Raw genomic sequence first — 20882 nt, forward strand, 5'->3', positions numbered from 1 at the left:
ACTCTACAATTTACTTTTTGATTTGCTTTTCTTATTTTACATAAACAAGAGCCGATAAACAACCGGCCCTTACTTTTGGTGAATTTCCATGAAATTCTTAATACGTTCCAGCGCTTCTTCCAAAACTGGAAGTGATGTTGCATACGATAATCGCACATTATCTGGAGCACCGAAACCGCTTCCTGGTACCAGGGCAACCTTTTCATATTCAAGTACTGCTTCCACCCACTCATCAACAGTTTCGAATCCTGTGAGCTCAATCGCTTCTGTAACGTTAGGGAACAAATAGAATGCACCCTTTGGCTTGACGCATTTGAATCCTGGAATCTGGATCAATTGCTCATAGACTTTGTTGAGGCGATCTTCAAAGGCCTTCTTCATTTCTTCAACTGGTTCCTGAGTACCGTCATATGCCGCAATCGCTGCATGTTGTGCAATCGAAGTAGGGTTTGACGTACTGTGACTTGCAAGATTCGTCATTGCCTGGATCACATCACGGTTACCAACAGCATACCCGATTCGCCATCCTGTCATAGCATGTGATTTCGAGACACCATTGATGATGATCGTCTTCTCTTTTAATTCAGGAGATAACTGTGCAATCGAAATATGACGCTCTCCAAAATAAGTCAGTTTTTCATAAATTTCATCCGAAACGATCATAATGTCGTGTTTGAGACACACGTCACCAATCGCTTTCAATTCGTCAGATGAATAGATCGCTCCAGTAGGATTTGATGGAGAATTCAAGATCAGGATTTTCGTTTTATCGCTGATGACATCTTGCAATTGTTCAGGAGCAAGTTTAAATCCATTCTCTTCTTTACCTTCTACGTGTACCGGAGTCCCGCCAGCAAGTTTCACTTGTTCAGGATAACTAACCCAATATGGTGTCGGTACAATCACTTCGTCTCCTTCATCCAACAAAACCTGGAATAACGTATATAAAGCATGCTTTGCACCCGTCGTTACGATTACTTCACCTGGTACATAAGATAGCTCCTGATCTTGTTCAAGCTTTTGGATGATGCTTTCTTTCAGTTTTGGCAGTCCTCCAGCGGGTGTATATCTTGTATACCCTTCATTCATTGCATTTTGCGCACTTTCAAGGATATGATCAGGTGTGTTGAAATCCGGTTCACCTGCACCAAGACCGATGACATCGTGCCCTTCCGCTTTCAACGCATTTGCTTTTGCTGTAATCGCTAATGTACTTGATGGTGTCAATGCTTTTACACGCTTTGCTAATTTCATTACAGACCCTCCATTAAATTACTCGGTTAAACTATAACTGTTGGTTCATTGTGTAAGCTTTGAAAAAAGTTCCGTCTTTGAATCGTATGTAATGGAATGTATATCTGCTTCCGCCTTGTTTATATACGATTTCCCATACAGGTGTGAATGCAGAAGTTTCACGGTATTTTTCCAACCCCAGCCGTATCGAAACCACTTTATCGGCATTCAATTCTTGTTGTATATATTGTTTCACCTTCTCGATATTCCAACCCTCTTCAGTTTGCAGTACATGAAAGTCATTTTCATCAGATAGTGGAACGAAAACATAGCTCTCTTCATCGTCTACCATAGCACGGATTACATCGAAAGCGCCATGTGAACCATTATAATGTTCGATGCCTTCAACTTGAGTGACATCATATTCAGCCTTTGCTATTGCAACACTTTCCTGTTGTCCCTTGCCATAACCATTCCAAACATAGTAATAATACGATACACCGATCACTGACGTCACAAATAGAAATGCTGCCAAAATATATAACGTTTTCTTCATCTGTACCCCTATGTTCGATAGATGGTGAAGACCATCTTCTCTTCATCGTCTTTATCCAGTGCTAACCCGAACATCAAATCCTGATGTTTAAGCGTCCTGTTCAACGCATCCACTATTTTGTAAAGATCACTGGAAGATTGGACCTTCACAGTAGAAAGTATTTCGATCTTACTCTCCATTTGTCATCCCACCTCACCCTGTTGCCTTATAAGTCGATCGATGCTATTCGGTATTTTGTTTTCCTGTTTTATCCTTCAATAACTCATTTGTTTAGGGACAAAATAAAAGTATCAACCAAGCAGTTCTTAAAAAACTGCATTATATATTTCCTTCCCTACACCTTTTAGGCTGACTTCTTGAAGTCAGCCCTTTTTCTTACCTACTTGTTTATTTTCAACGATTCCATCGCCTTTTTCAATACTTTTCAGAAACATTTTTATACGTTTTATTACATTGCTCAATGTATTTTTTAAAAGGCCATTTCGTTTGTTCATCAATGATGGGTTATTACGAAAATATACATTGCTCCTTGTTAGTATCATTTGTAAACGACTTTCGGCTTGATCAAAGGGATCTGGGTGATTTCATATTGATTCTTGTTTGTTTTCACCATTACGATTCCCTGTTCATTCGGCTTTAATATTTCCGTCCATCTTTCCTCTAGTCTAGAGAGCACTTCTTCGCTGGCACGGTAGCCCTCTTTCTTGAAAATGACCGCTACTTCAGGTTTCACATGATCCAACAGAGCGTCACTTGTTCCAAAGTAATGACCGAAGCCAGCGACTTTGATCAGTTCTGTATCTAATGAACCATCAACGATGATTGCCTTATCTGCAGCACCATTGGCTACCCCCATATAAAGGAAATGATGCACACCATACTGAAGGTTCAATGCCATATCACCTTTTCCTTTCCCTTGTCGTTCCTCAATATATTTGACACTAAGGGAAATCTTATTAAGCAACTCATCCCCTTCCCCAGCTTCGAGGGGTTTGACGACGCCTTCTGGTATACGGTAACGCTCAATGAAATCCTCTGCCACGATTCCAGCCACCATTATCCTGCCAATTTCTATATTTTCTAATAGCCAGGGCAGGTTTCCGGTGAATTGTTTTCCAATGTTCGTCTGAATCAGCGTATCGATACGATCTACCTGGAAAATTTTCATCTGGCGTTTGAATTGTGCCGCAGAAAGTTCACTTCCTGTATTGATCAGGACATTTTCCCCTTGACTGTCTTGAATGAGGGTTGCCTCCCCACTTTCAAGCTCTAAAAAAGATATGGCTAGATCCTCCTGGCTCAGATGGAGATCCAGTTCTCTAATCGCATTTCCTGGCAAATCCTCATCCATAAAAAAGACCGGCTCATCTTTAACCGGAATGTTGGTGATCAGGAGCATGACCAAGAATAAGCTGAAAATCATCATTGGCCTTTTATACACAATAAATCCCTCCGCAAAAACGGTAGTGTTTATTTATAGTGTATGCTGACCTTTAGAACTTAACCTAAAAAGTGTTCGAGGTCATCCAACAGTTCATCCAACGTCCCTTCCTGTACCGGTACATCAGGGAGGGAACTGAGAAATATCTTTCCATATTTTGTTGTAACGATTCGTCGATCGAACACAAACACCGCGCCTTGATCGGATGAGGACCGTACCAATCGTCCGAACCCTTGCTTAAACCTTATGATTGCCTGTGGAAGGGAAAGCTCCATGAAAGGGCTCTTTCCTTTTTTGCGAAGCTGTTCGCTACGAGCTTCAATCACTGGGTTATCAGGTGGGTTGAATGGCAGGCGTACGATAACAAGGCAGGACAGATCGTTACCTGGAATATCAACACCCTCCCAAAAACTGCTGGTGCCGAAAAGTATGGCACGATCCAATTGCTTGAAATGCTTCGTCAACCTTGCACGGCTTCCGCTATCGATCCCCTGTCCGATCAGTGAAAAATCTTCAGGTTCTGCAAGCTCTTTAAATCGATGATATGTCTTTTTCAACATATCATAGCTTGTGAATAAGACAAGCATTCTGCCGTCTGTCACATGTGCGATCCGATAAATTGATGCCGCAATCGTCGCTGCATAGTTTTCCGTTGAAACATCCTTGATCATCGGCAGGTCAGTTGGAATCATGATTTTCGCCTGATCTCGATAATTGAAAGGAGAATGAAGCTGAACAGATACAGTTTCATCATCCATTCCAAGTCTTTTCCGAACAAAATCAAAACAGTTTCGTATCGTCAATGTCGCAGATGTCAAAATAACGCTTCTTTTCTTTTCGAAGAACTCTTTCGACAGCCTGGAGGAAATATCGATCGGTTGATTATAAATCGATACTGCATTCCTTGCCCCGGCAGGATCCGTCTCAATCCAGCAGACTTCATCTTCATCACTACCAAGAAGCATGTGTGCAAGCATGTTTCGCTCCTCATCTATTTTATTGAGAAGACCGCTGTAATCAACAAGGATTCCTTTTTGATAGACATTAAAATGTTCTTCATGATCCTGTGCTTTTTTGAGGATTTTACGGCATTCACGGATGAAGTCATTGATTTGGAGCTGTACCCTTGCGAATACTTCCTTCATTTCGCCATACCACTCCTGGTCAATATCCAAATTGGTGAAACGGAAATTGATCTTTCCAACATCCGATTTTTTTCGTCCTTTTGAAAGGACATAGGTTTTGATCATACTGAAAAGCTGATCGATTTCCATCTTCAAATCTTTAAGGGCATCCGTAATCTTACTCTTATCATAGGCAATGTCAACAGTATCCAATATTTCTGTAAGTTTCAATAAAAGGTTGACCGTTGTTTCTTCTGAAGTCCCTAACCTTTCAAGTGTCCGATGAAATGCAAAATAATCAGTCTGCATACCGAAGTGATCACTTGCAACTTCATCCAGGTGATGCGCCTCATCTATCACGACTTCTTTATAAGAAGGAATCAACGAATGGTCATTCACAAGATCAGTAAAAAGCAATGCATGATTGGTTATGATGATATCCGCATCGTAGGCTTCCCTTTTCGAACGATGATAGAAACACCTCGAAAACCAGGGGCACCTATGATTTAAACACGAATTCGCATCGCTTTTCACCTGATGCCAGAACAACTGACCCCCGGAAGGAAGATTCAACTCTTCAATATCTCCCTCTTCAGTCGTTGTCAGCCAAACCAGTAACTGTGCTTTCGCAAGCAGAACATCATAATTATTATCATAAATTTGATCAAGTTGTTGCTCAAATTTACGTAGACAAAGGTAATGGTTACGACCTTTCAATACACTTGCATTGAAATTGAATGGAATCATTTGCTGCAACAAGGGAATGTCCCGGTCAAGCAATTGTTCTTGGAGCTGAACTGTATGAGTGCTTATGACAAGCGGACGACCTGCCTTTTTCGCATGAAGCAACCCTGGTATCAAGTAGCCCAGCGACTTTCCGATTCCCGTTCCCGCTTCTATCATTGCGTGCCGTCCGTCACTAAGGGATTCGCCGACGACGTCCATCATTTCAAGTTGACCGTACCTTTTTTCGTAATTCGGCAATGTTTCAGCAAAACGTTCTTGAACATCCTGATGAGTCAGTGAGTCATCCATATTTTCCTCATCAAGCTCCATCTCTTTCATCTGCCTCAACACTAGCTGTCGGTACACATCGATGTCTGGTACTTCTTCCTCCAATTGCCCTAATTTACGATTGACACATTCTTGGACGAGATCCGCTACATCACTATGCAATCCTTTAAGTAATGGATGTAGACGCTGTAGTGTCAATAACGGCAGCTGATCCAGGAGCGTCAATAATTGTACAAACAACAGTCCTGTCGCCTCTGCATCAGAATCGGCTTGATGAGGTTGCGAATGATCCAATGCAAGGGATTCTGACAACTGGCTGAGTTTATACGAATCCAAATTAGGCATGAGAATACGTGATAACTCTACCGTATCGATCAACATCCCTGTCCATTCCAAATAACCTGCATGATCCAGCTCTGCATTCAAAAAGGTCAAATCAAACTTGATGTTATGAGCAACGAGCCAAGCACCATCCAAAAGCTTTAACAGCTCAGGTGCCACTTCATCGAAAGTCGGCGCTTCGTCAACTGTAGCTTGATCGATTCCAGTCAAAGAAGTAATGAACGAAGGAATCGTCACCTCAGGGTTTATATAAGTCGAAAATCGATTGATGATGGCACCGTTTTGGACGACCACCAAGCCGATTTGGATGATTTTATCTTTATTTTTTGGAGAATGTCCCGTCGTTTCAAGATCAAGGACAACGTATTTATTGTTCATGGTTTCACCTCAAGGATATAAAGGAAAACTTGGCAAAGCCAAGCCTTTGGTTTTGCGCGCTTATTCCGCAGAAGTGTCGCGGATTTTTCGCTTTTTAAAGTTGGTCCATTCATCTCCTGAAAAACTAAATTTCTAGTGTGTCAACTTCGTAAATTGCAATTTAAAAGCGGGTGCACATGCAAAGATCGCACTCCGCTTCATTCACCTTATCTCTTGTTATATTTTACGCTTTAACCTTTGTTCGCGCAATGAAAGAAGAACAACTATACATAATTAAAAGCTCTTTTCTAAAAGATTGTTGCTTTGGGGTCATTAAAAAAACACCTTGTGCAAGTTGATTGGAGAGCAAGGTGCGAGACTCCTAACGGAAAACGAGCATCCTTGAGCGGAAATCAACGCCTTTTAAAGAAAACTTGGCGAGACCAAGCCTTTTGTAGGTCGAGCCTTAGTTGCCCTTATACTGAAGAAAGTATTTTATACTTTCTTTAAGTGCAAGAACACCAAATTTTCGAAAACAACCTAATAAAAAAGCTCTCACGCGGAGAGCTCCTAGAGGATCGTTGCTTCTGGTTCATATGAAATCTGTTCGATGATCTTATTGTTCTCATCCATGATCGCAACAGCCGGTTTATGGCTGCGTGCTTCTTCCTCGGTAACCATCACGTAATTCAAAATGATGATGACATCTCCGGTTTGGACAAGACGTGCTGCGGCTCCATTCAAACAAATCGTGCCGCTTCCCCTTCCACCGGCTATGATGTACGTTTCGAAACGAGCGCCATTATTATTATTTACGATTTGTACCTTTTCGTTCGGGAGCATATCGACAGCATCCAAAATATCTTCATCGATTGTTATACTACCAACATAATTGAGATTGGCTTCTGTCACTCTGGCTCTATGGATTTTACCTTTCAACATTGTACGGAACATTTCCTGTCTTCCCCTTTCATTTGCTATCGAACAGCATCTACGATGATATTGTCGATTAATCGTGCGTTTTCAAAACGGTATGCGACTGCGATGATGGTCTTTTGCCTGAACGAGTCGACAGTCTCTAATTCTGGATAAGATAATAATTCAACATAGTCGATCTTTCCATATTCCAGTCCATTTAATTGATCCATCATGTCTTGGCGGACTTCAGAAACCGCTGCCCCTTGTTTTGCTTTATCACTTGCAATTGTCAGGGCTTCATAAAGTTTTGGAGCGATTGCCCTCTCCTTTTCGTTCAAGTTGACATTTCTTGAGCTCATTGCCAGACCATCTTCATCTCGGACCGTCGGACATGTTATCAAGTCAATCGGAAAAAAATACGAACGAATCAGATCATCCACCACTGCAACCTGCTGGGCATCTTTCTGGCCAAAATAAGTCCGGTCAGGCTGGATGATATGGAACAATTTCGTCAAGACAGTCACGACACCATCAAAATGACCTGGCCTCTTTTCTCCGCAGAGTACTTCCGTCCTTTTTGTTACAATGAGTTTAGTCCCAACATCGTTTGGATACATTTCTTCATTGGAAGGATAGAAGAGAACATCAGTCCCATTCTCGCATGCTATCCTCTGATCCCTTTCAAAATCACGGGGGTAACGGTCCAGGTCTTCACTTGGACCAAATTGAAGCGGATTGACGAAGATACTTGTGACGACGATATCACATTCCTGAGAGGCGCGACGCATCAATGAAACGTGCCCCTCATGTAAAAATCCCATCGTCGGTACAAACCCTACCGTCAATCCATTTTGTTTATTCTCCCTCATGTATTCCTGCATTCTTTCCTTTGTTTCAATGATGATCATACTTTTCCTCCGTAAAGAGATGCCAATTGTTCTTCTTTCATAGTGAAAGTATGTTTCTCTTCAGGAAAGCGTCTTTCTTTTACATCCTCGACGTAATCATTTATCGATAATCCGATTTGTTCGGATACATTCGTATATTGCTTTACAAATTTCGGTACGCGATGTGCCCCGTAACCGATAAGATCATGAAAAACCAACACCTGACCATCTGTTCCTATTCCTGCCCCGATACCGATCGTCGGTATTGACAGACGTTTGCTCACTACTTCTGCAAGCTGGCGGGGTACGCATTCCAGCACTAATGCAAATGCACCTGCATCTTCAATAGCCTGTGCGTCCTTGAGCAATTTTTCCGCTGCAGCAGCATCTTTTCCCTGCACTTTGTAACCACCTAAAACGGCAACAGATTGCGGCGTCAACCCCAAATGACCTACAACGGGAACTCCTGCATCCGTCAGCCGGTTAATGACATGGACTACGTCTCCAGCCCCTTCAACCTTTACTGCATCAGCATTTGCTTCTTGTATGAGGCGGGCAGCATTTTTCAAAGCATCAGATGTAGATGTATGATAACTCATGAAAGGCATATCCGTCACCACGAACGTTTTTGATGCCCCTCTCTTCACCGCTTTCGTATGATGGACCATATCCTCCATTGTTACTGGTAAGGTCGAATCATAACCAAGTACGACCATACCCAGAGAATCGCCTACCAAAATCATGTCGACTGCTGCTTCTTCAGCAATTTTTGCAGAAGGAAAATCATAGCTTGTCAGCATCACGATTTTTTCATTCTCTTCTTTCATTTTCTTAAATTCACCAATCAGTTTCATACTTTTCCTCCTTTTTAAAAATCAGAGGCAGATGAAAGCGATACTCAATCAATATGCATTTCCCTTGTTGATTCCAACGGAAGTTGCGACACTCCAGGGGAGTGAATTCGGTATAAACCGTAGACACCAACGAAGCCAATGCATTAAAAAAACCTTCTTTCAGACAATGAGAAAGAAGGGAATTAAAACGCTTACAAACTTTCATCCCTCTGTCCATGTCCTATGTTCGGATCAAGGCAGAACCATAACAATCACGAAATCAAAACGTATACACATGTGGATAAGTGCAGTTCGTTGATACGATACCGCCTACATGATCATTATAGCAGATAATTCACTCCTGTGTTAAAAGAATACTTCTTATAGTCAGGTGAGGTGCACCCACACAATCGATGGATTAAAGTGAACTAATGCTTTCACAAAAAAAGAGGACACCTGAACAGATGTCCACTAAATACAAGCATCCCGGTGCCAATCACAGTAAAAAGAATCGAAACTTCTCAGGATTCTCGGGGGATATCAATATCTGCAGAGTACACATGATGGATCGTTCCCTCGTCATCTTCGACTAAAAGGACCCCCTCCTCCGTAATTCCCTTGGCGTTTCCGTATAATTCACCTGTGATCGTCCGTACACGTACTCGCTTCCCAAGGCTTGCTGCCGAACCTTCCCATAACAGTTTGATAGGGGCAAAACCATGGTCCAAATACAAGTGATACAGCCTCTCCATCTTTTCTAATATTGCACGGACCAAATATGCCCTTTCAACTTCTTTTCCACTTGCGATCTTCAGAGATGTAGCGATAGTAGAAATATCATCTGGAAAAGCTTCTAGAGGTGTATTGACGTTGATCCCGATACCGATGATGACTGAATTGACCCGGTCTGCTTCTGCTTGAAGCTCTGTAAGGATTCCGACTACCTTTTTGCCATCAATCAAAATATCATTCGGCCACTTGATTTGTGCATCGACACCAGTGACTTCTTCAATCCCTTGCACGAGGCTGACCGCAGCCAGTAACGTGAGCTGTGGTGCTTTTTGCGGAGGAATGTTCGGCCGCAGGATCACACTCATCCATACCCCGCTGCCTTTCGGAGAATGCCAGGCTCTTCCAAGCCTTCCTCTGCCGGATGTCTGTTCGTCCGCAATCACGATCGACCCTTCCGGTGTCCCTTTCAATGCATGCTGATGGGCAATCTCCTGGGTTGAGGCAACACTTTCTTCATAATAGATCTCATGACCAAGTTTTTCTGTGTCAAGTTGATGTTTGATTTCTCCTGGTATAAGGTTGTTGGGCCTTGTGGTAATCCGATATCCTTTTTTTTGTACAGCTTCAACTACATACCCTTCTTTTCTCAGTTCCTCGATATGCTTCCACACGGCTGTCCTTGAACAACCCAACACTTCACTTAGTTTCTGCCCAGACTTATAATCTTCTGTATCGGACAGGAGACTGATCAATCTTTCTCTTGTGGTGGTTGCCATTCCTGAATGCACTCCTTTATTCCTGAGGGGGTGTTCTCAATCTTCCCCTCAATGACACCTCGCTCAATTTGTTCGATATACACAGCAATCCATGGACCTGGTTTCCGTTTTAAAAATCGTTGCAGATCATTCCCATCGATTGCCAGTTCTGATCGTTTTTTGATTGGGAGTTGCGCATGTAAAGTTTCTAGATTCTCCTCTTCCATTTCCAGCTGGTCTCCAAGGAACCGTTTCACTCGTAGTACTGCTTTTATAATGTCCAAACCATACTTATAGATTGTAAACATAGAGGCACAGTCTACTGAATCATGAATAAGAGAAACAATCAGAACCGTTTTTGCTTTCAATTGATTCGGAAGCTTCCATACTCGCAACCATTCATTTGCATCCTCTACATTATTACGGATAAGAAAAGCAGCCCAACGCTCTTCGATGGACTTCAGTTTATCCCATCGGTATTTACTGAGGTTGATTTGTAGATCAAACGGTCCCCCTGGCAAATGTTGATTCACTTTAGACTTCTCAAGCAAGTCCAGTGCGTGCTCACAATACTCCCCGAACAGCATCTTTTCAAATTCATCCCGCAGGCGTTCGATTGATATCTTTTCAAGAAGAAAAGCATTCTCCACTAATGCGGAATAGGTTTCCGCTTCAAATTCAAAACCAAGCACCGAAACGAATCGGATCCCTCTCATCATCCTTAATGGATCTTCTTTGAACCTATCTGCTGGTAAACCTACTGCCTTCAAGAGCTTATGTTCAATATCATCTTGAGCACCGAATGGATCGATGATTCCCCCATCACGATCGAGAGCCAGGGCATTGATTGTAAAATCCCGTCTTGAGAGATCTGCTTCGATCGATTGATGGAAATGGACTTTCGTTGGTCTACGAAAGTCTTCATAACGGCCTTCTGTACGGAAAGTTGTGACCTCAAAGGATTGTTTCCCATGCCGGACAATCACCGTACCATGTTCAATTCCCACAGGAATCGTTTTCGGGAATATACTTTGTACTTCTTCAGGCAGTGCTGAAGTCGCTATATCAATGTCACCTGTTCGGCGCCCTAACAGTCGGTCTCGTACGATCCCACCGACGATATAGGCTTCGAACCCATGATACTCCAGTTCCTCAATTATTTCATGTGCAAGTGTAAAGGACATGCAGAACATCTCCTATACCCGGACAGACTTAAGGCCGAGTGTTTTTGCATAGACTTCCAGATAATCATTCAAAATCATTTTCGAATGGAAGTGATTTTGAACATGCTCTACTGCGTTTTCGGACAGTTCTTGATGAAGGTTTTCATCCTGAAGGATATCCAATGTCCTTGCAGCTATCTGATCGATATTTCCTACTTCACATATGTAACCAGTCTTGCCTTCATCGATCACTTCAGGTATCCCGCCGATTTTCGTCCCGATTACCGGAACGCCACAAGCCATCGCTTCCAGGAGAACCAAACCAAAGCTTTCTTTTTCCGACAAGAGGAGTTTGACATCACTGATTGAGAACAATTCTGCAATGTTTTCCTGTTTCCCCAAAATGAGGACATCTTCTTGAATGCCTAGATCTTTCGACAATCTGCATGCAACTGTCAATTCCGGTCCATCCCCGATCAACATTAGTTTGGCAGGGAGCTTTTGCCGAACCTTATGAAAAGTTCTCACAACATCTGGAACTCGTTTGACAGATCTGAAATTCGAAACGTGGATCAGCACCTTTTCATCTTGTTGGATTCCGTATTTGCTGCGCAGCTCAGGATCATGCTTACGTTGATAAACTTCTTCATCAATGAAATTGTACACACAATCGATTTCTTTTTCTGTACCGAAAAGTACTTTTGTTTGTTCGATGAGGCTTCTGGATACCGCTGTTACTGAATCTGATTTTTCAATTCCGAATCGGATCAGCTCACTTAGACTTGGATCATAACCTAATACTGTTATGTCTGTACCATGTAATGTCGTAACGATTTTAAGATTCTCACCAACCATTTGCTTGGCAAGGTAAGCGCAGATCGCATGAGGGACAGCATAATGGACATGCAGCAGGTCAAGCTTTTCACGTTCAGCTATTTCAGCCATTTTACTTGCAAGTGTCAAATCGTACGGTGGATATCGGAATACCGAATATTGGTTGACTTCAACTTCATGAAAGTGGATATTATGATAGAATTTTTCAAGCCGGAAAGGAATGCTAGAAGTGATGAAATGGACATCATGTCCTTCATTTGCAAGCATTTTTCCAAGCTCTGTTGCGACAACCCCCGACCCTCCGATTGTCGGATAACAAGTGATGCCGATTTTCAGTTTTTTCATATTCAATCTCCTAACAAATCATTGATCACAAGCGGACGCCGTGAAAAAAATCCTTCGGCGCACTTTAAACCCGCTTCTTTGCCGAAAAGTGTATCGCGTGCTTCCACAGCTTCGATGTAGCCATTGTTCAACGGGGTTTCTACACCTTCATCACTTGCAATGAATTGACTTTTGTACGCTTTCAAACTTTCCTTTTTCTCAACAGATACTTCCGAGATATCGACAGAAAAATGTGGTCGCTCATAACCGTTGATGAAATAATAATACACTTTATCAACTCGGTGTGCAGGCAACTCTCCCTCAACCTGATACTTGCGTATTCCAGCTGAAAAAACCGCTTCTTCGACTAATCGGCTGCAATTCCCGTGATCAGGATGACGGTCCTCAGGATGAGGTATAAAAACGATACTAGGTTTATACTTCCTGATAACTTGTGCAACCTTTTGGAGGTACGATTCCGTCAATCGTAAGCCCCGGTCCGGAAGCTCCAGGTTGATACGTTCTTGAAGTCCCAACACTTTAGCCGCCTGCGCAGCTTCTCTCTGACGCATCTCCACATTACCATTCGATGAAAGTTCCGCCAGCGTCAAATCGCAAATACCCGTCTTATATCCTTTTTGCGCATGGAGAATCATTGTGCCTGCCATACCAATTTCAACATCATCGGGGTGTGCACCAAACGCCAGGATATCAAGGTCTCCTATCATCCTCTCTCCCCCCGTTCATGAATCACTTTCCGCCAATCAAAATCACCACGTCTTAGTGCATGGATGAACAATTCAGCACTAGCCATATTCGAAGCCAATGGAATCTGATAAACATCACAAAGCCGTATGAGCGCAGCTATATCTGGTTCATGCGGCTGAGCTGTCAAAGGATCCTTGAAGAAGATGATAAGATCCATTTTATCATCTGCAATCATCGCTCCGATCTGTTGATCACCACCTAGAGGACCGGATCTGAAACGGAGTACATCCAATCCAGTAGCTTCGGCGATTTTCATCCCAGTTGTGCCAGTAGCAAAAAGGTTATGTTTTTTCAAAACAGGCTGATAAGCAACTGCAAAATTGACCATATCCTGCTTCTTTTCATCATGAGCAATCAGTGCAATATTCATAATCTTCCTCTATTCCATCAAATTTTCAAGGCCATATACGAGAACGTCAAGTTTCATCACCGTTTCAACCGCCATTTTCACACCAGGCATGAATGCGCTTCTGTCGATCGTATCATGTTTGATGGATAGCGTTTGTCCAGTTGTGCCTAATAATACTTCTTGATGGGCAACTAAACCTGGCAAACGTACGCTATGGATTCTTAAACCATCATCTTCCGCACCTCTAGCACCTTCCATATCTTCTTTTTCATCTGGATGCCCTTGCACTTTCGGTTCCCTTACTTCCTTGATCATTTGTGCCGTTTTCACTGCTGTACCAGATGGTGCATCGAGCTTTTGATCATGATGTTTTTCTATAATTTCAATATCCGGCATGTATTTAGCAGCCATTTGGGCGAATTTCATCATCAAAATCGCTCCTATAGCAAAGTTTGGCGCAATGACTGCCCCTAACTCCTTCTCTTCTGCCACTTTGGTGAACTTTTGGATTTCTTCATCAGTAAATCCTGTCGTCCCGATAACTGGACGTATTCCATTCTCAAGGGCCGCTTCCAAGTGTTTTTTCCCGGATTCAGGTTTCGTCAGATCGATCAGTACATCTGCTTCGATTTCATTGATACATGTTAAAAAATCATCGTAGACTGGAATGTCCAGATCAGGTTGATCTTCCAAATCACTTAGTTTCGTTCCTGCATTTTTGGTATCGACTACTGCTGCTAATGTAAAATGGGTTGTTCCATTCACCATTTTCACAGCTTCTTTTCCCATTTTACCTCTTGGTCCTGCAATGATGATACGGATATTTTCCTGACTCATTCTCCTGCCTCCTCGATTCTTGTCCAACGATCTTTATCTCTTGTATTGAATTTTTCCATCACGATATGGAGTGCTTCATCTAAATCAATATGTAACGAGTTTGCAAAGCAAATGATGACAAATAAAAGGTCTCCTAGTTCTTCTTCAATCGTTTGTTCGCGTTCAGTGGATTTCTTCGGCTTTTCACCATAATGATGATTAACTTCGCGTGAAAGTTCACCTAATTCCTCAGTCATCCTTGCTAACATCGCTAACGGGCTGAAGTAGCCTTCTTTAAATTGACCTATATAGGCATCCACTTCCTTCTGCATCTCTCTCATCGTACGTTCATCCATATCTACACCTCATTTCATACTACTCTTCATGTTAGCTAAATCGAAACCGTTTGACAAATGATTAAGACATGGATAGATTGATTAAGGAACAATCATTAAAGTTCAAATTGCTGTTTTTTCAATCTATATGAAAAAACCGAATCATGGTTAGTATTTCCAACCCAGTCATCAAACAACATGAATTGCGAAAGGAGGCTGCCTATGCTGAAGATCAAGATCAAAAACGTACTATTCATCTTGCTTGGTTCAGCAATTTTCAGTTTTGGCATCATTCATTTTAATATTGAGAACAACCTTGCAGAAGGTGGATTTACAGGGATTACACTTATCCTTTACAACCTATTTGCCATCGATCCCGCAATTTCAAACCTCGTATTGAACATTCCATTATTCTTGATCGGCTGGAGGTTACTTGGTAGAAATTCATTCCTTTATACGATCATCGGGACAGTGGCCGTTTCATTGTTTTTATGGATTTTCCAATATCATTTCAGGTTATCGTTTCCATTGCATGAGGATCTGACATTGGCTGCCCTGTTTGCAGGTGTGTTCATCGGAGTTGGATTAGGTATCATTTTCAGGTATGGGGGTACCACTGGTGGAGTAGACATCATCGCACGACTCGTCAATAAATACATTGGATGGAGTTTCGGAAAGACGATGTTCCTATTTGACGCTCTCGTCATCATATCCGCAACCATTACCTATTTAAATTATAAGGAAGCGATGTACACACTTGTGGCTGTATTCGTAGGTGCAAGAGTCATCGATTTCATCCAAGAGGGAGCGTATGCTGCAAAAGCTGCCATGATCATTTCAGAAAAGAATGCGGAAATCGCCAACCGTATCATTCAAGAACTGGATCGGGGAGCGACAGTTTTAAATGGAAAAGGGACATTTACCGGACAACAGAAAGAAGTCCTATATTGCGTCATAGCGCGTAACGAAATTTTCAGATTACGCAACCTCATCCAACAAATCGATCCACATGCATTTGTTGCAGTAAATGATGTCCATGATGTACTGGGCGAAGGATTCACATTGGATGAAAACAAAAATCCCCTACATGATTGAATAGTGAAAGGATTGCGCAGAGGCGCAATCCTTTTTTAGTATGGCTTGTTTTCGCAAACTTTGTTGCTCTTGCACTTAAAGAAAGTATAAAATACTTTCCTCGGTATAAGGGCAACTAAGGCTCGACCTACAAAAGGCTTGGTCTCGCCAAGTTTTTTTTAAAAGTCGTTGATTTCCGCTCCTGGATGCTCGGTTCCGCAGGGCGTGCGGTGAGCCCACCGTCGCCTTGCGACCTCAGGAGTCCTTTTCAAGTAAACATTTGTGCTCCTGCGTCTACAAGAAAGTCCTGTCGAAGCGAGCTACCTCGTCGCATGCCTTGCGAAGAGATTATTCAGGTAGTAGGCACGCTGACCACGCAGGACAAGGAAAGCTTCGGCAGCATTACATCGCACGAAGAACATACGATTTTCATTTTCGAGGAGTCTCGCACGTTGCTCTCCAATCAACTTACACAAGGTGTTTTTTAATGACACCAAAGCAACAATCTTCTAGAAAAGAGCCTTTAGTATTTAGCAAAGATTAATAAAAATGCGCAAAAAAATTCGCTTGCAGACGATGTCCATCAAACGAATTCATTTATGTTCAGTCAGATTGGTTCATCCCTAAAAAGATGAATACAAATCGCGCGAGTTCTAATAAAGCGACTAACGCTGATGCAACATAAGTCAATGCTGCTGCGTTCAGAACCTTCTTGGCTTGCCGTTCTTCATCATTACGGATTACTCCTAATTGTACAATCTGGTCCATAGCACGATTGCTTGCATTGAATTCAACCGGTAACGTCACGAGTTGGAAGAGGACAGCTCCTGCCATCAGTAAAATTCCTGGGAGTATCAAGTTTGCAGCATTCATTAAAATACCGATCAGGATCAGAAAATAAGATAGATTTGATCCGATCGCTGCAACAGGTACTAAAGCATGGCGGACTCTTAAAGGTGTATAATGGTTGGCATGCTGGATGGCATGTCCAACCTCATGAGCTGCAACTGCTGTTCCTGCGATAGAGTGGCCATAATAATTATCCTCTGAAAGCCGGACCACTTTTGACCTGGGATCATAATGGTCAGACAACTTCCCTCTTACAGGTTCCACTTCTACATCAAAAAGACCGTTGTCATTGAGGATTTTCCGAGCGACCTCAGCTCCAGACATTCCATATTCAGACGGTAGCTGCGAATATTTGCTGTATACTTTTTTCACTCTGAATTGGGCCCATAATGGAATCGCCAGCAATAGCAGAAAATAAATTAGAAACATTTTAGGTTTACCTACCTTCAGTGCGATTTAGAAAAACACTTAACGGAAGCGGTTATATTCTTTCTCTTTTGAAAACGTTTGGTATTCTTTCTTTTCTCCCGAATATTTTCTCCATCCTACATAAAATAATGTAGAAATAATTCCGCCTCCGACGGTAAAGATGAGCCAAAGGATCGATGGATCGGCGCCGTCCTCTTGCGTCGTTTCAAATGCATTGATCAATCCCGCTTCAATAACATTGATCTGTTGGAGCTGGTGATCAGTCGTAACGATCAAGGATCGGTTTTCATCCAGATAGGTGATGTAGGAGTCTATACGGGTTAATAACTCTGGTGGTAGATCGACACTTAAAGCAGCATGGATCTTATCGTATTCGGATAAAAATTGATTGAAATGTGCATAAAAACTTTGGAGCTCCTGGTTTGCAGCTGCATCCTTCATTTGTTCCAATGAATGCATCAATTCATTCTTAGTAGATTTCCAAAGTGGCTGGTGGGTTGAGTTTACAGCATCAACCACCAAGTGCAATTCGACTAAAGCATCGACACGTTCTTCATGTGTGGCTGATATATTCGTCAATACTTTTAGTGATTCCTCATAGCTCGTTGTAAAAACCCTGAGATTATGCATCGATAATTTCTTTTGCTCATCCGTTAAACTGAGATATTCATCTTCAAAATAACGTAATACATCTTTAGCATCTGCATATTTTTCCGCTTTAGTTAATTGAAGCGCTTTATACGATAAATCGCTCAGCTTTTTCCAATGATCACTTCCATCTTCAGCGGCGCTTATCGATGCAGGTAATTGGATGAGTAACATGATCAGCAGTGCAAACAATACTCCTCTCATAAAACTTGTCCCTCCTCTAAAGAAACTAGCTCCTTGTATTTTCACAAGTCACAATGACGTTGAACCATATCTATAGTTCATCTTATGAAGGATAGGACAAGTGTAGAACGCTATTCTATTTAAAATGAGTAGCAGATCTGGATCGGATCGTCAATTGATAGACAATCATGATAGAGACGATGCTCAACCAGAAGGTATAGTAGCCGATCTGTGTCGTATACATATCAAGAACCGAATAAGTAGGTTCCATATCAAAGAGATAATCTATCATTTCATTATGTATGACCCATACTCCGGCAACATAAATATGCCACCTTTTGATACGGTAAAGCGGTGCATATAAAAGACCTTCGATCGCCATTCCCAAATGTGAAAAAATCAGCATATAATTTACCCATGTCAACGACCCGCTGACATATCCTCCGAGTAAATTCATCGCAACAGCCCAAATGCCATACTTGAACAGAGTAATTGCAGCTAGTGATTCTAATAACGGCCAATTGCGCCCTAGCAAAAATGCAATCAATACAAATACGAAGAAAAGGCTTGCGGTCGGACTATCCGGTACGAACGGCAAAAAGTACCATGGGGTCGTTTTCAACTGTCCGGCATACCAGATATATCCGTAAATCGTCCCTAAAATATTGATGATAAGCAGCATCCATAGGACGGAACGATGACGCAATAGTATTAAGATAGTGTTCATGGTCGATCTCCTTAACATCAGTATCTTGAATATGTGTTAAAAAAGCTGACTTTTTCAAGTCAGCTTAGTGTTGGTTGTTATTCGTTTTCAAGTTCAGAAATAAACTTTGCTAGTTCTTGCAGCTCTTTATCCGAACCCTGGAATTGATCAGCCGGCATGCTTCCTACACCGTTTTTCGCGATGTCAGCAATTTGTTCGGGTTTCATTCCAGTTCCGATCAGAGACGGTCCGCTTCCACCTTGAAGATTATTACCATGACAACCTATACAGGTTTGTTCCTGATATATTTTATAACCTTCAGCTTCCTTATCGATTTCCACTTCGACCGGTTTACCCTGTTCTTCAGCTTTTTCCCAGTCATGGTTGACAACTGATTCCCAAGTCAGAAAGACGATTGAAATCAATGCCAATAGCATCATAGTGGTTGCTACAGGGCGTTTCTTCGGACGACGCTCCGGTCCACGGTCCAACCATGGTGCCAACAAAAGGGCACCAAATGCCAAACCTGGCATGATGACCGTTCCGATCAGTGTGTAATCCCCTGCTGCATATTTATATTTCAATAATTGGTATAAAAATAAGAAATACCAGTCTGGTAACGGAATGTAACTAGCGTCCGTTGGATCCGCTTTACGCTCAAGCGGTGATTCGTGAACGACTGTCAGGATGAGATAGCCAATCAAGAATACGGATCCGACCATCCATTCTTTTAAAAGGAAGTTTGGCCAGAACGCTTCCGTTTTCCCAGGATACTCTGAGTAATCCTTAGGAATGTTAGGCTTACGTTCTGCAGGGATACGGGAATCCCCGACAAACTTCATACCTTTGCCACGATGCATCTTTCTCCCTCCTTATCCTATCGCATCTTTTACAGTGGTCCAGAAATTCCTTGCTTTCGAATCATGATAAAGTGCGCTCCCATCAGGCCAAGAAGAGCACCTGGCAAGAAAAATACATGGATTGCGAAGAATCGCGTCAATGTCTGTGCTCCGATGATCGTAGCATCACCTGCTAACAGTGTTTTCAATGCCGGTCCAATTACAGGAACGGTCACCGCGATCTCAAGTCCAACCTTCGTTGCGAATAGCGCTTTCATATCCCAAGGCAACAGATAACCTGTGAAGCCGAGTCCAAGCATGACTCCGAAAATCAATACTCCGACTACCCAGTTCAATTCACGAGGTTTTTTGTACGCACCCTGGAAGAAAACACGTAAAGTATGTAGAAACATCATTACGATTACTAGACTAGCACCCCAGTGGTGCATCCCACGGACAATAACACCGAAAGCGACTTCATTTTGCAGATAATGAACGGATTCATAGGCATTGATTATGTCCGGTACATAATACATCGTCAAAAACATTCCAGATAGAATTTGGATTACCGTAATGAAAAACGTCAATCCGCCGAAACAGTAAACGAACGCTGAGAAATGGTGAGCAGGGTTGACATGCTCAGGCACTTCATGGTCTGCAATATCTCGCCACATAGGCGTAATATCAAGACGTTCATCTACCCAGTCATACATTTTTTGTAACATCGATTACGCCCCTTTCTACTGTGGTTCTGCTTGACCTAAATAAAGTTTGCCATCCTTGACCTCTTTCTGATAAACATCAAGTGGTGCTAGTGGAGGCGTGCCCTTTACATTTGTCCCATCCTTGGTATATCGTCCACCATGACATGGACAATAGAATTGGTTTGGATGAGAAGGGTCTGTTCCCCAGTCTACTGTACAACCTAAGTGCTTACAGATTGGTGATAGTGCGACGATGTCACCATTCTTGTCTTTAAACACCCACGCAGCTTGTGTGACTTCTGATTCATACCAGCCATCTTTTTGGTTGACTTTAAACGTAAATCTTTGCGGTTCTTCTGTGATATCACTCTCTTCGACAACTGCTACCATATCTTGACCTGCACCCTGTTTCAAGACAGGATCGATCGCAAAACGTACCATCGGCAGGAGCATGCCCGCAGCCATGAATCCACCGACACCGGTTAAGGTATAGTTCAAAAATTGTCGTCTGGAGACCTCATCTTTGTTGGCCATTGGTTTCCCCCCTTACGCAGTAGACTAAGTCCAACCGGACAATTCATTATATTACACATATATTACTAGGACATTAACATGATAGCGTAACTTAACACCATCGTCAATAATATGATTGTCCATTTCAATCAATCT

General features: G+C 42.3%; 22 protein-coding genes. 1 reads left to right on the forward strand and 21 read right to left on the reverse strand.

Annotated elements, in window-relative coordinates:
• Window positions 1–69: 69 nt before the first annotated feature.
• From N8M93_RS00830 to N8M93_RS00900, 15 genes are all read right to left on the reverse strand, one after another.
• Entirely contained in the window at window positions 70–1254 is a 1185-nt protein-coding gene (locus tag N8M93_RS00830) for a pyridoxal phosphate-dependent aminotransferase (protein ID WP_261129086.1), read from the reverse strand.
• A gap of 31 nt (window positions 1255–1285) precedes the next feature.
• Complete coding sequence (locus N8M93_RS00835) at window positions 1286–1789, reverse strand: hypothetical protein (protein WP_261129087.1); 504 nt, start codon at window positions 1787–1789, stop codon at window positions 1286–1288.
• A gap of 8 nt (window positions 1790–1797) precedes the next feature.
• Window positions 1798–1968 (reverse strand): YpmA family protein, encoded by a 171-nt coding sequence (locus N8M93_RS00840; RefSeq protein ID WP_261129089.1) that lies wholly within the window; start codon window positions 1966–1968, stop codon window positions 1798–1800.
• Between the two features lie 359 nt (window positions 1969–2327).
• The gene (locus N8M93_RS00845; RefSeq protein ID WP_261129090.1) at window positions 2328–3230 is read right to left on the reverse strand and encodes a ComEC/Rec2 family competence protein; all 903 of its coding nucleotides are present in this window, start codon (window positions 3228–3230) and stop codon (window positions 2328–2330) included.
• Window positions 3231–3289: 59 nt separating this feature from the next.
• Window positions 3290–6088, reverse strand: coding sequence for an ATP-dependent DNA helicase DinG (gene dinG, locus N8M93_RS00850; RefSeq protein WP_261129092.1), 2799 nt, complete (start codon window positions 6086–6088; stop codon window positions 3290–3292).
• 549 nt (window positions 6089–6637) lie between these two features.
• The gene (panD, locus tag N8M93_RS00855; RefSeq protein ID WP_261129094.1) at window positions 6638–7021 is read right to left on the reverse strand and encodes an aspartate 1-decarboxylase; all 384 of its coding nucleotides are present in this window, start codon (window positions 7019–7021) and stop codon (window positions 6638–6640) included.
• 23 nt (window positions 7022–7044) lie between these two features.
• Entirely contained in the window at window positions 7045–7893 is an 849-nt protein-coding gene (gene panC / locus N8M93_RS00860; protein WP_261129095.1) for a pantoate--beta-alanine ligase, read from the reverse strand.
• Window positions 7890–8726 carry a 3-methyl-2-oxobutanoate hydroxymethyltransferase gene (gene panB / locus N8M93_RS00865; RefSeq protein WP_261129096.1) on the reverse strand — a complete coding sequence of 279 codons (837 nt, stop codon included), beginning with the start codon at window positions 8724–8726 and terminating at the stop codon, window positions 7890–7892. Before panB ends, panC begins: the two co-directional genes overlap by 4 nt.
• 500 nt (window positions 8727–9226) lie before the next feature.
• Entirely contained in the window at window positions 9227–10213 is a 987-nt protein-coding gene (locus tag N8M93_RS00870) for a biotin--[acetyl-CoA-carboxylase] ligase (protein WP_261129097.1), read from the reverse strand.
• Window positions 10186–11376, reverse strand: a complete 1191-nt coding sequence (locus N8M93_RS00875) for a CCA tRNA nucleotidyltransferase (RefSeq protein WP_261129102.1) — start codon at window positions 11374–11376, stop codon at window positions 10186–10188. Before N8M93_RS00875 ends, N8M93_RS00870 begins: the two co-directional genes overlap by 28 nt.
• 12 nt (window positions 11377–11388) lie before the next feature.
• Window positions 11389–12534, reverse strand: coding sequence for an N-acetyl-alpha-D-glucosaminyl L-malate synthase BshA (gene bshA, locus N8M93_RS00880; RefSeq protein WP_261129103.1), 1146 nt, complete (start codon window positions 12532–12534; stop codon window positions 11389–11391).
• Window positions 12535–12536: 2 nt separating this feature from the next.
• Entirely contained in the window at window positions 12537–13241 is a 705-nt protein-coding gene (gene bshB1 / locus N8M93_RS00885; protein WP_261129105.1) for a bacillithiol biosynthesis deacetylase BshB1, read from the reverse strand.
• Window positions 13238–13651 carry a methylglyoxal synthase gene (mgsA, locus tag N8M93_RS00890; RefSeq protein WP_261129107.1) on the reverse strand — a complete coding sequence of 138 codons (414 nt, stop codon included), beginning with the start codon at window positions 13649–13651 and terminating at the stop codon, window positions 13238–13240. Before mgsA ends, bshB1 begins: the two co-directional genes overlap by 4 nt.
• Before the next feature lie 9 nt (window positions 13652–13660).
• A complete protein-coding gene (dapB, locus tag N8M93_RS00895; RefSeq protein WP_261129109.1) occupies window positions 13661–14467 on the reverse strand; it encodes a 4-hydroxy-tetrahydrodipicolinate reductase in 807 nt (268 codons plus the stop codon).
• Window positions 14464–14802: a nucleotide pyrophosphohydrolase gene (locus tag N8M93_RS00900; RefSeq protein ID WP_261129110.1), complete on the reverse strand. Its 339-nt coding sequence runs from the start codon at window positions 14800–14802 to the stop codon at window positions 14464–14466. Before N8M93_RS00900 ends, dapB begins: the two co-directional genes overlap by 4 nt.
• Window positions 14803–15003: 201 nt before the next feature.
• Here N8M93_RS00900 and N8M93_RS00905 point away from each other — a divergent pair, with 201 nt between their 5' ends.
• Window positions 15004–15876: a YitT family protein gene (locus N8M93_RS00905; RefSeq protein ID WP_261129112.1), complete on the forward strand. Its 873-nt coding sequence runs from the start codon at window positions 15004–15006 to the stop codon at window positions 15874–15876.
• A gap of 582 nt (window positions 15877–16458) precedes the next feature.
• On the opposite strand, the gene N8M93_RS00910 is transcribed toward N8M93_RS00905, so the two are convergent.
• From N8M93_RS00910 to N8M93_RS00935, 6 genes are all read right to left on the reverse strand, one after another.
• A complete protein-coding gene (locus N8M93_RS00910; RefSeq protein WP_261129114.1) occupies window positions 16459–17133 on the reverse strand; it encodes a zinc metallopeptidase in 675 nt (224 codons plus the stop codon).
• 39 nt (window positions 17134–17172) lie between these two features.
• Window positions 17173–17985 carry a sporulation protein YpjB gene (ypjB, locus tag N8M93_RS00915; RefSeq protein ID WP_261129116.1) on the reverse strand — a complete coding sequence of 271 codons (813 nt, stop codon included), beginning with the start codon at window positions 17983–17985 and terminating at the stop codon, window positions 17173–17175.
• Window positions 17986–18100: 115 nt separating this feature from the next.
• Entirely contained in the window at window positions 18101–18691 is a 591-nt protein-coding gene (locus tag N8M93_RS00920; protein WP_261129117.1) for a DUF1405 domain-containing protein, read from the reverse strand.
• Window positions 18692–18768: 77 nt separating this feature from the next.
• Window positions 18769–19530: a menaquinol-cytochrome c reductase cytochrome b/c subunit gene (locus tag N8M93_RS00925; RefSeq protein WP_221565179.1), complete on the reverse strand. Its 762-nt coding sequence runs from the start codon at window positions 19528–19530 to the stop codon at window positions 18769–18771.
• 29 nt (window positions 19531–19559) lie between these two features.
• A complete protein-coding gene (qcrB, locus tag N8M93_RS00930) occupies window positions 19560–20234 on the reverse strand; it encodes a menaquinol-cytochrome c reductase cytochrome b subunit (RefSeq protein WP_221565180.1) in 675 nt (224 codons plus the stop codon).
• A gap of 15 nt (window positions 20235–20249) precedes the next feature.
• The gene (locus N8M93_RS00935; protein WP_261129122.1) at window positions 20250–20747 is read right to left on the reverse strand and encodes a ubiquinol-cytochrome c reductase iron-sulfur subunit; all 498 of its coding nucleotides are present in this window, start codon (window positions 20745–20747) and stop codon (window positions 20250–20252) included.
• Window positions 20748–20882: the final 135 nt, after the last annotated feature.

The organism is Bacillus sp. Marseille-Q3570, from assembly GCF_946151055.1.
GTDB lineage: Bacteria > Bacillota > Bacilli > Bacillales > Fictibacillaceae > Pseudalkalibacillus.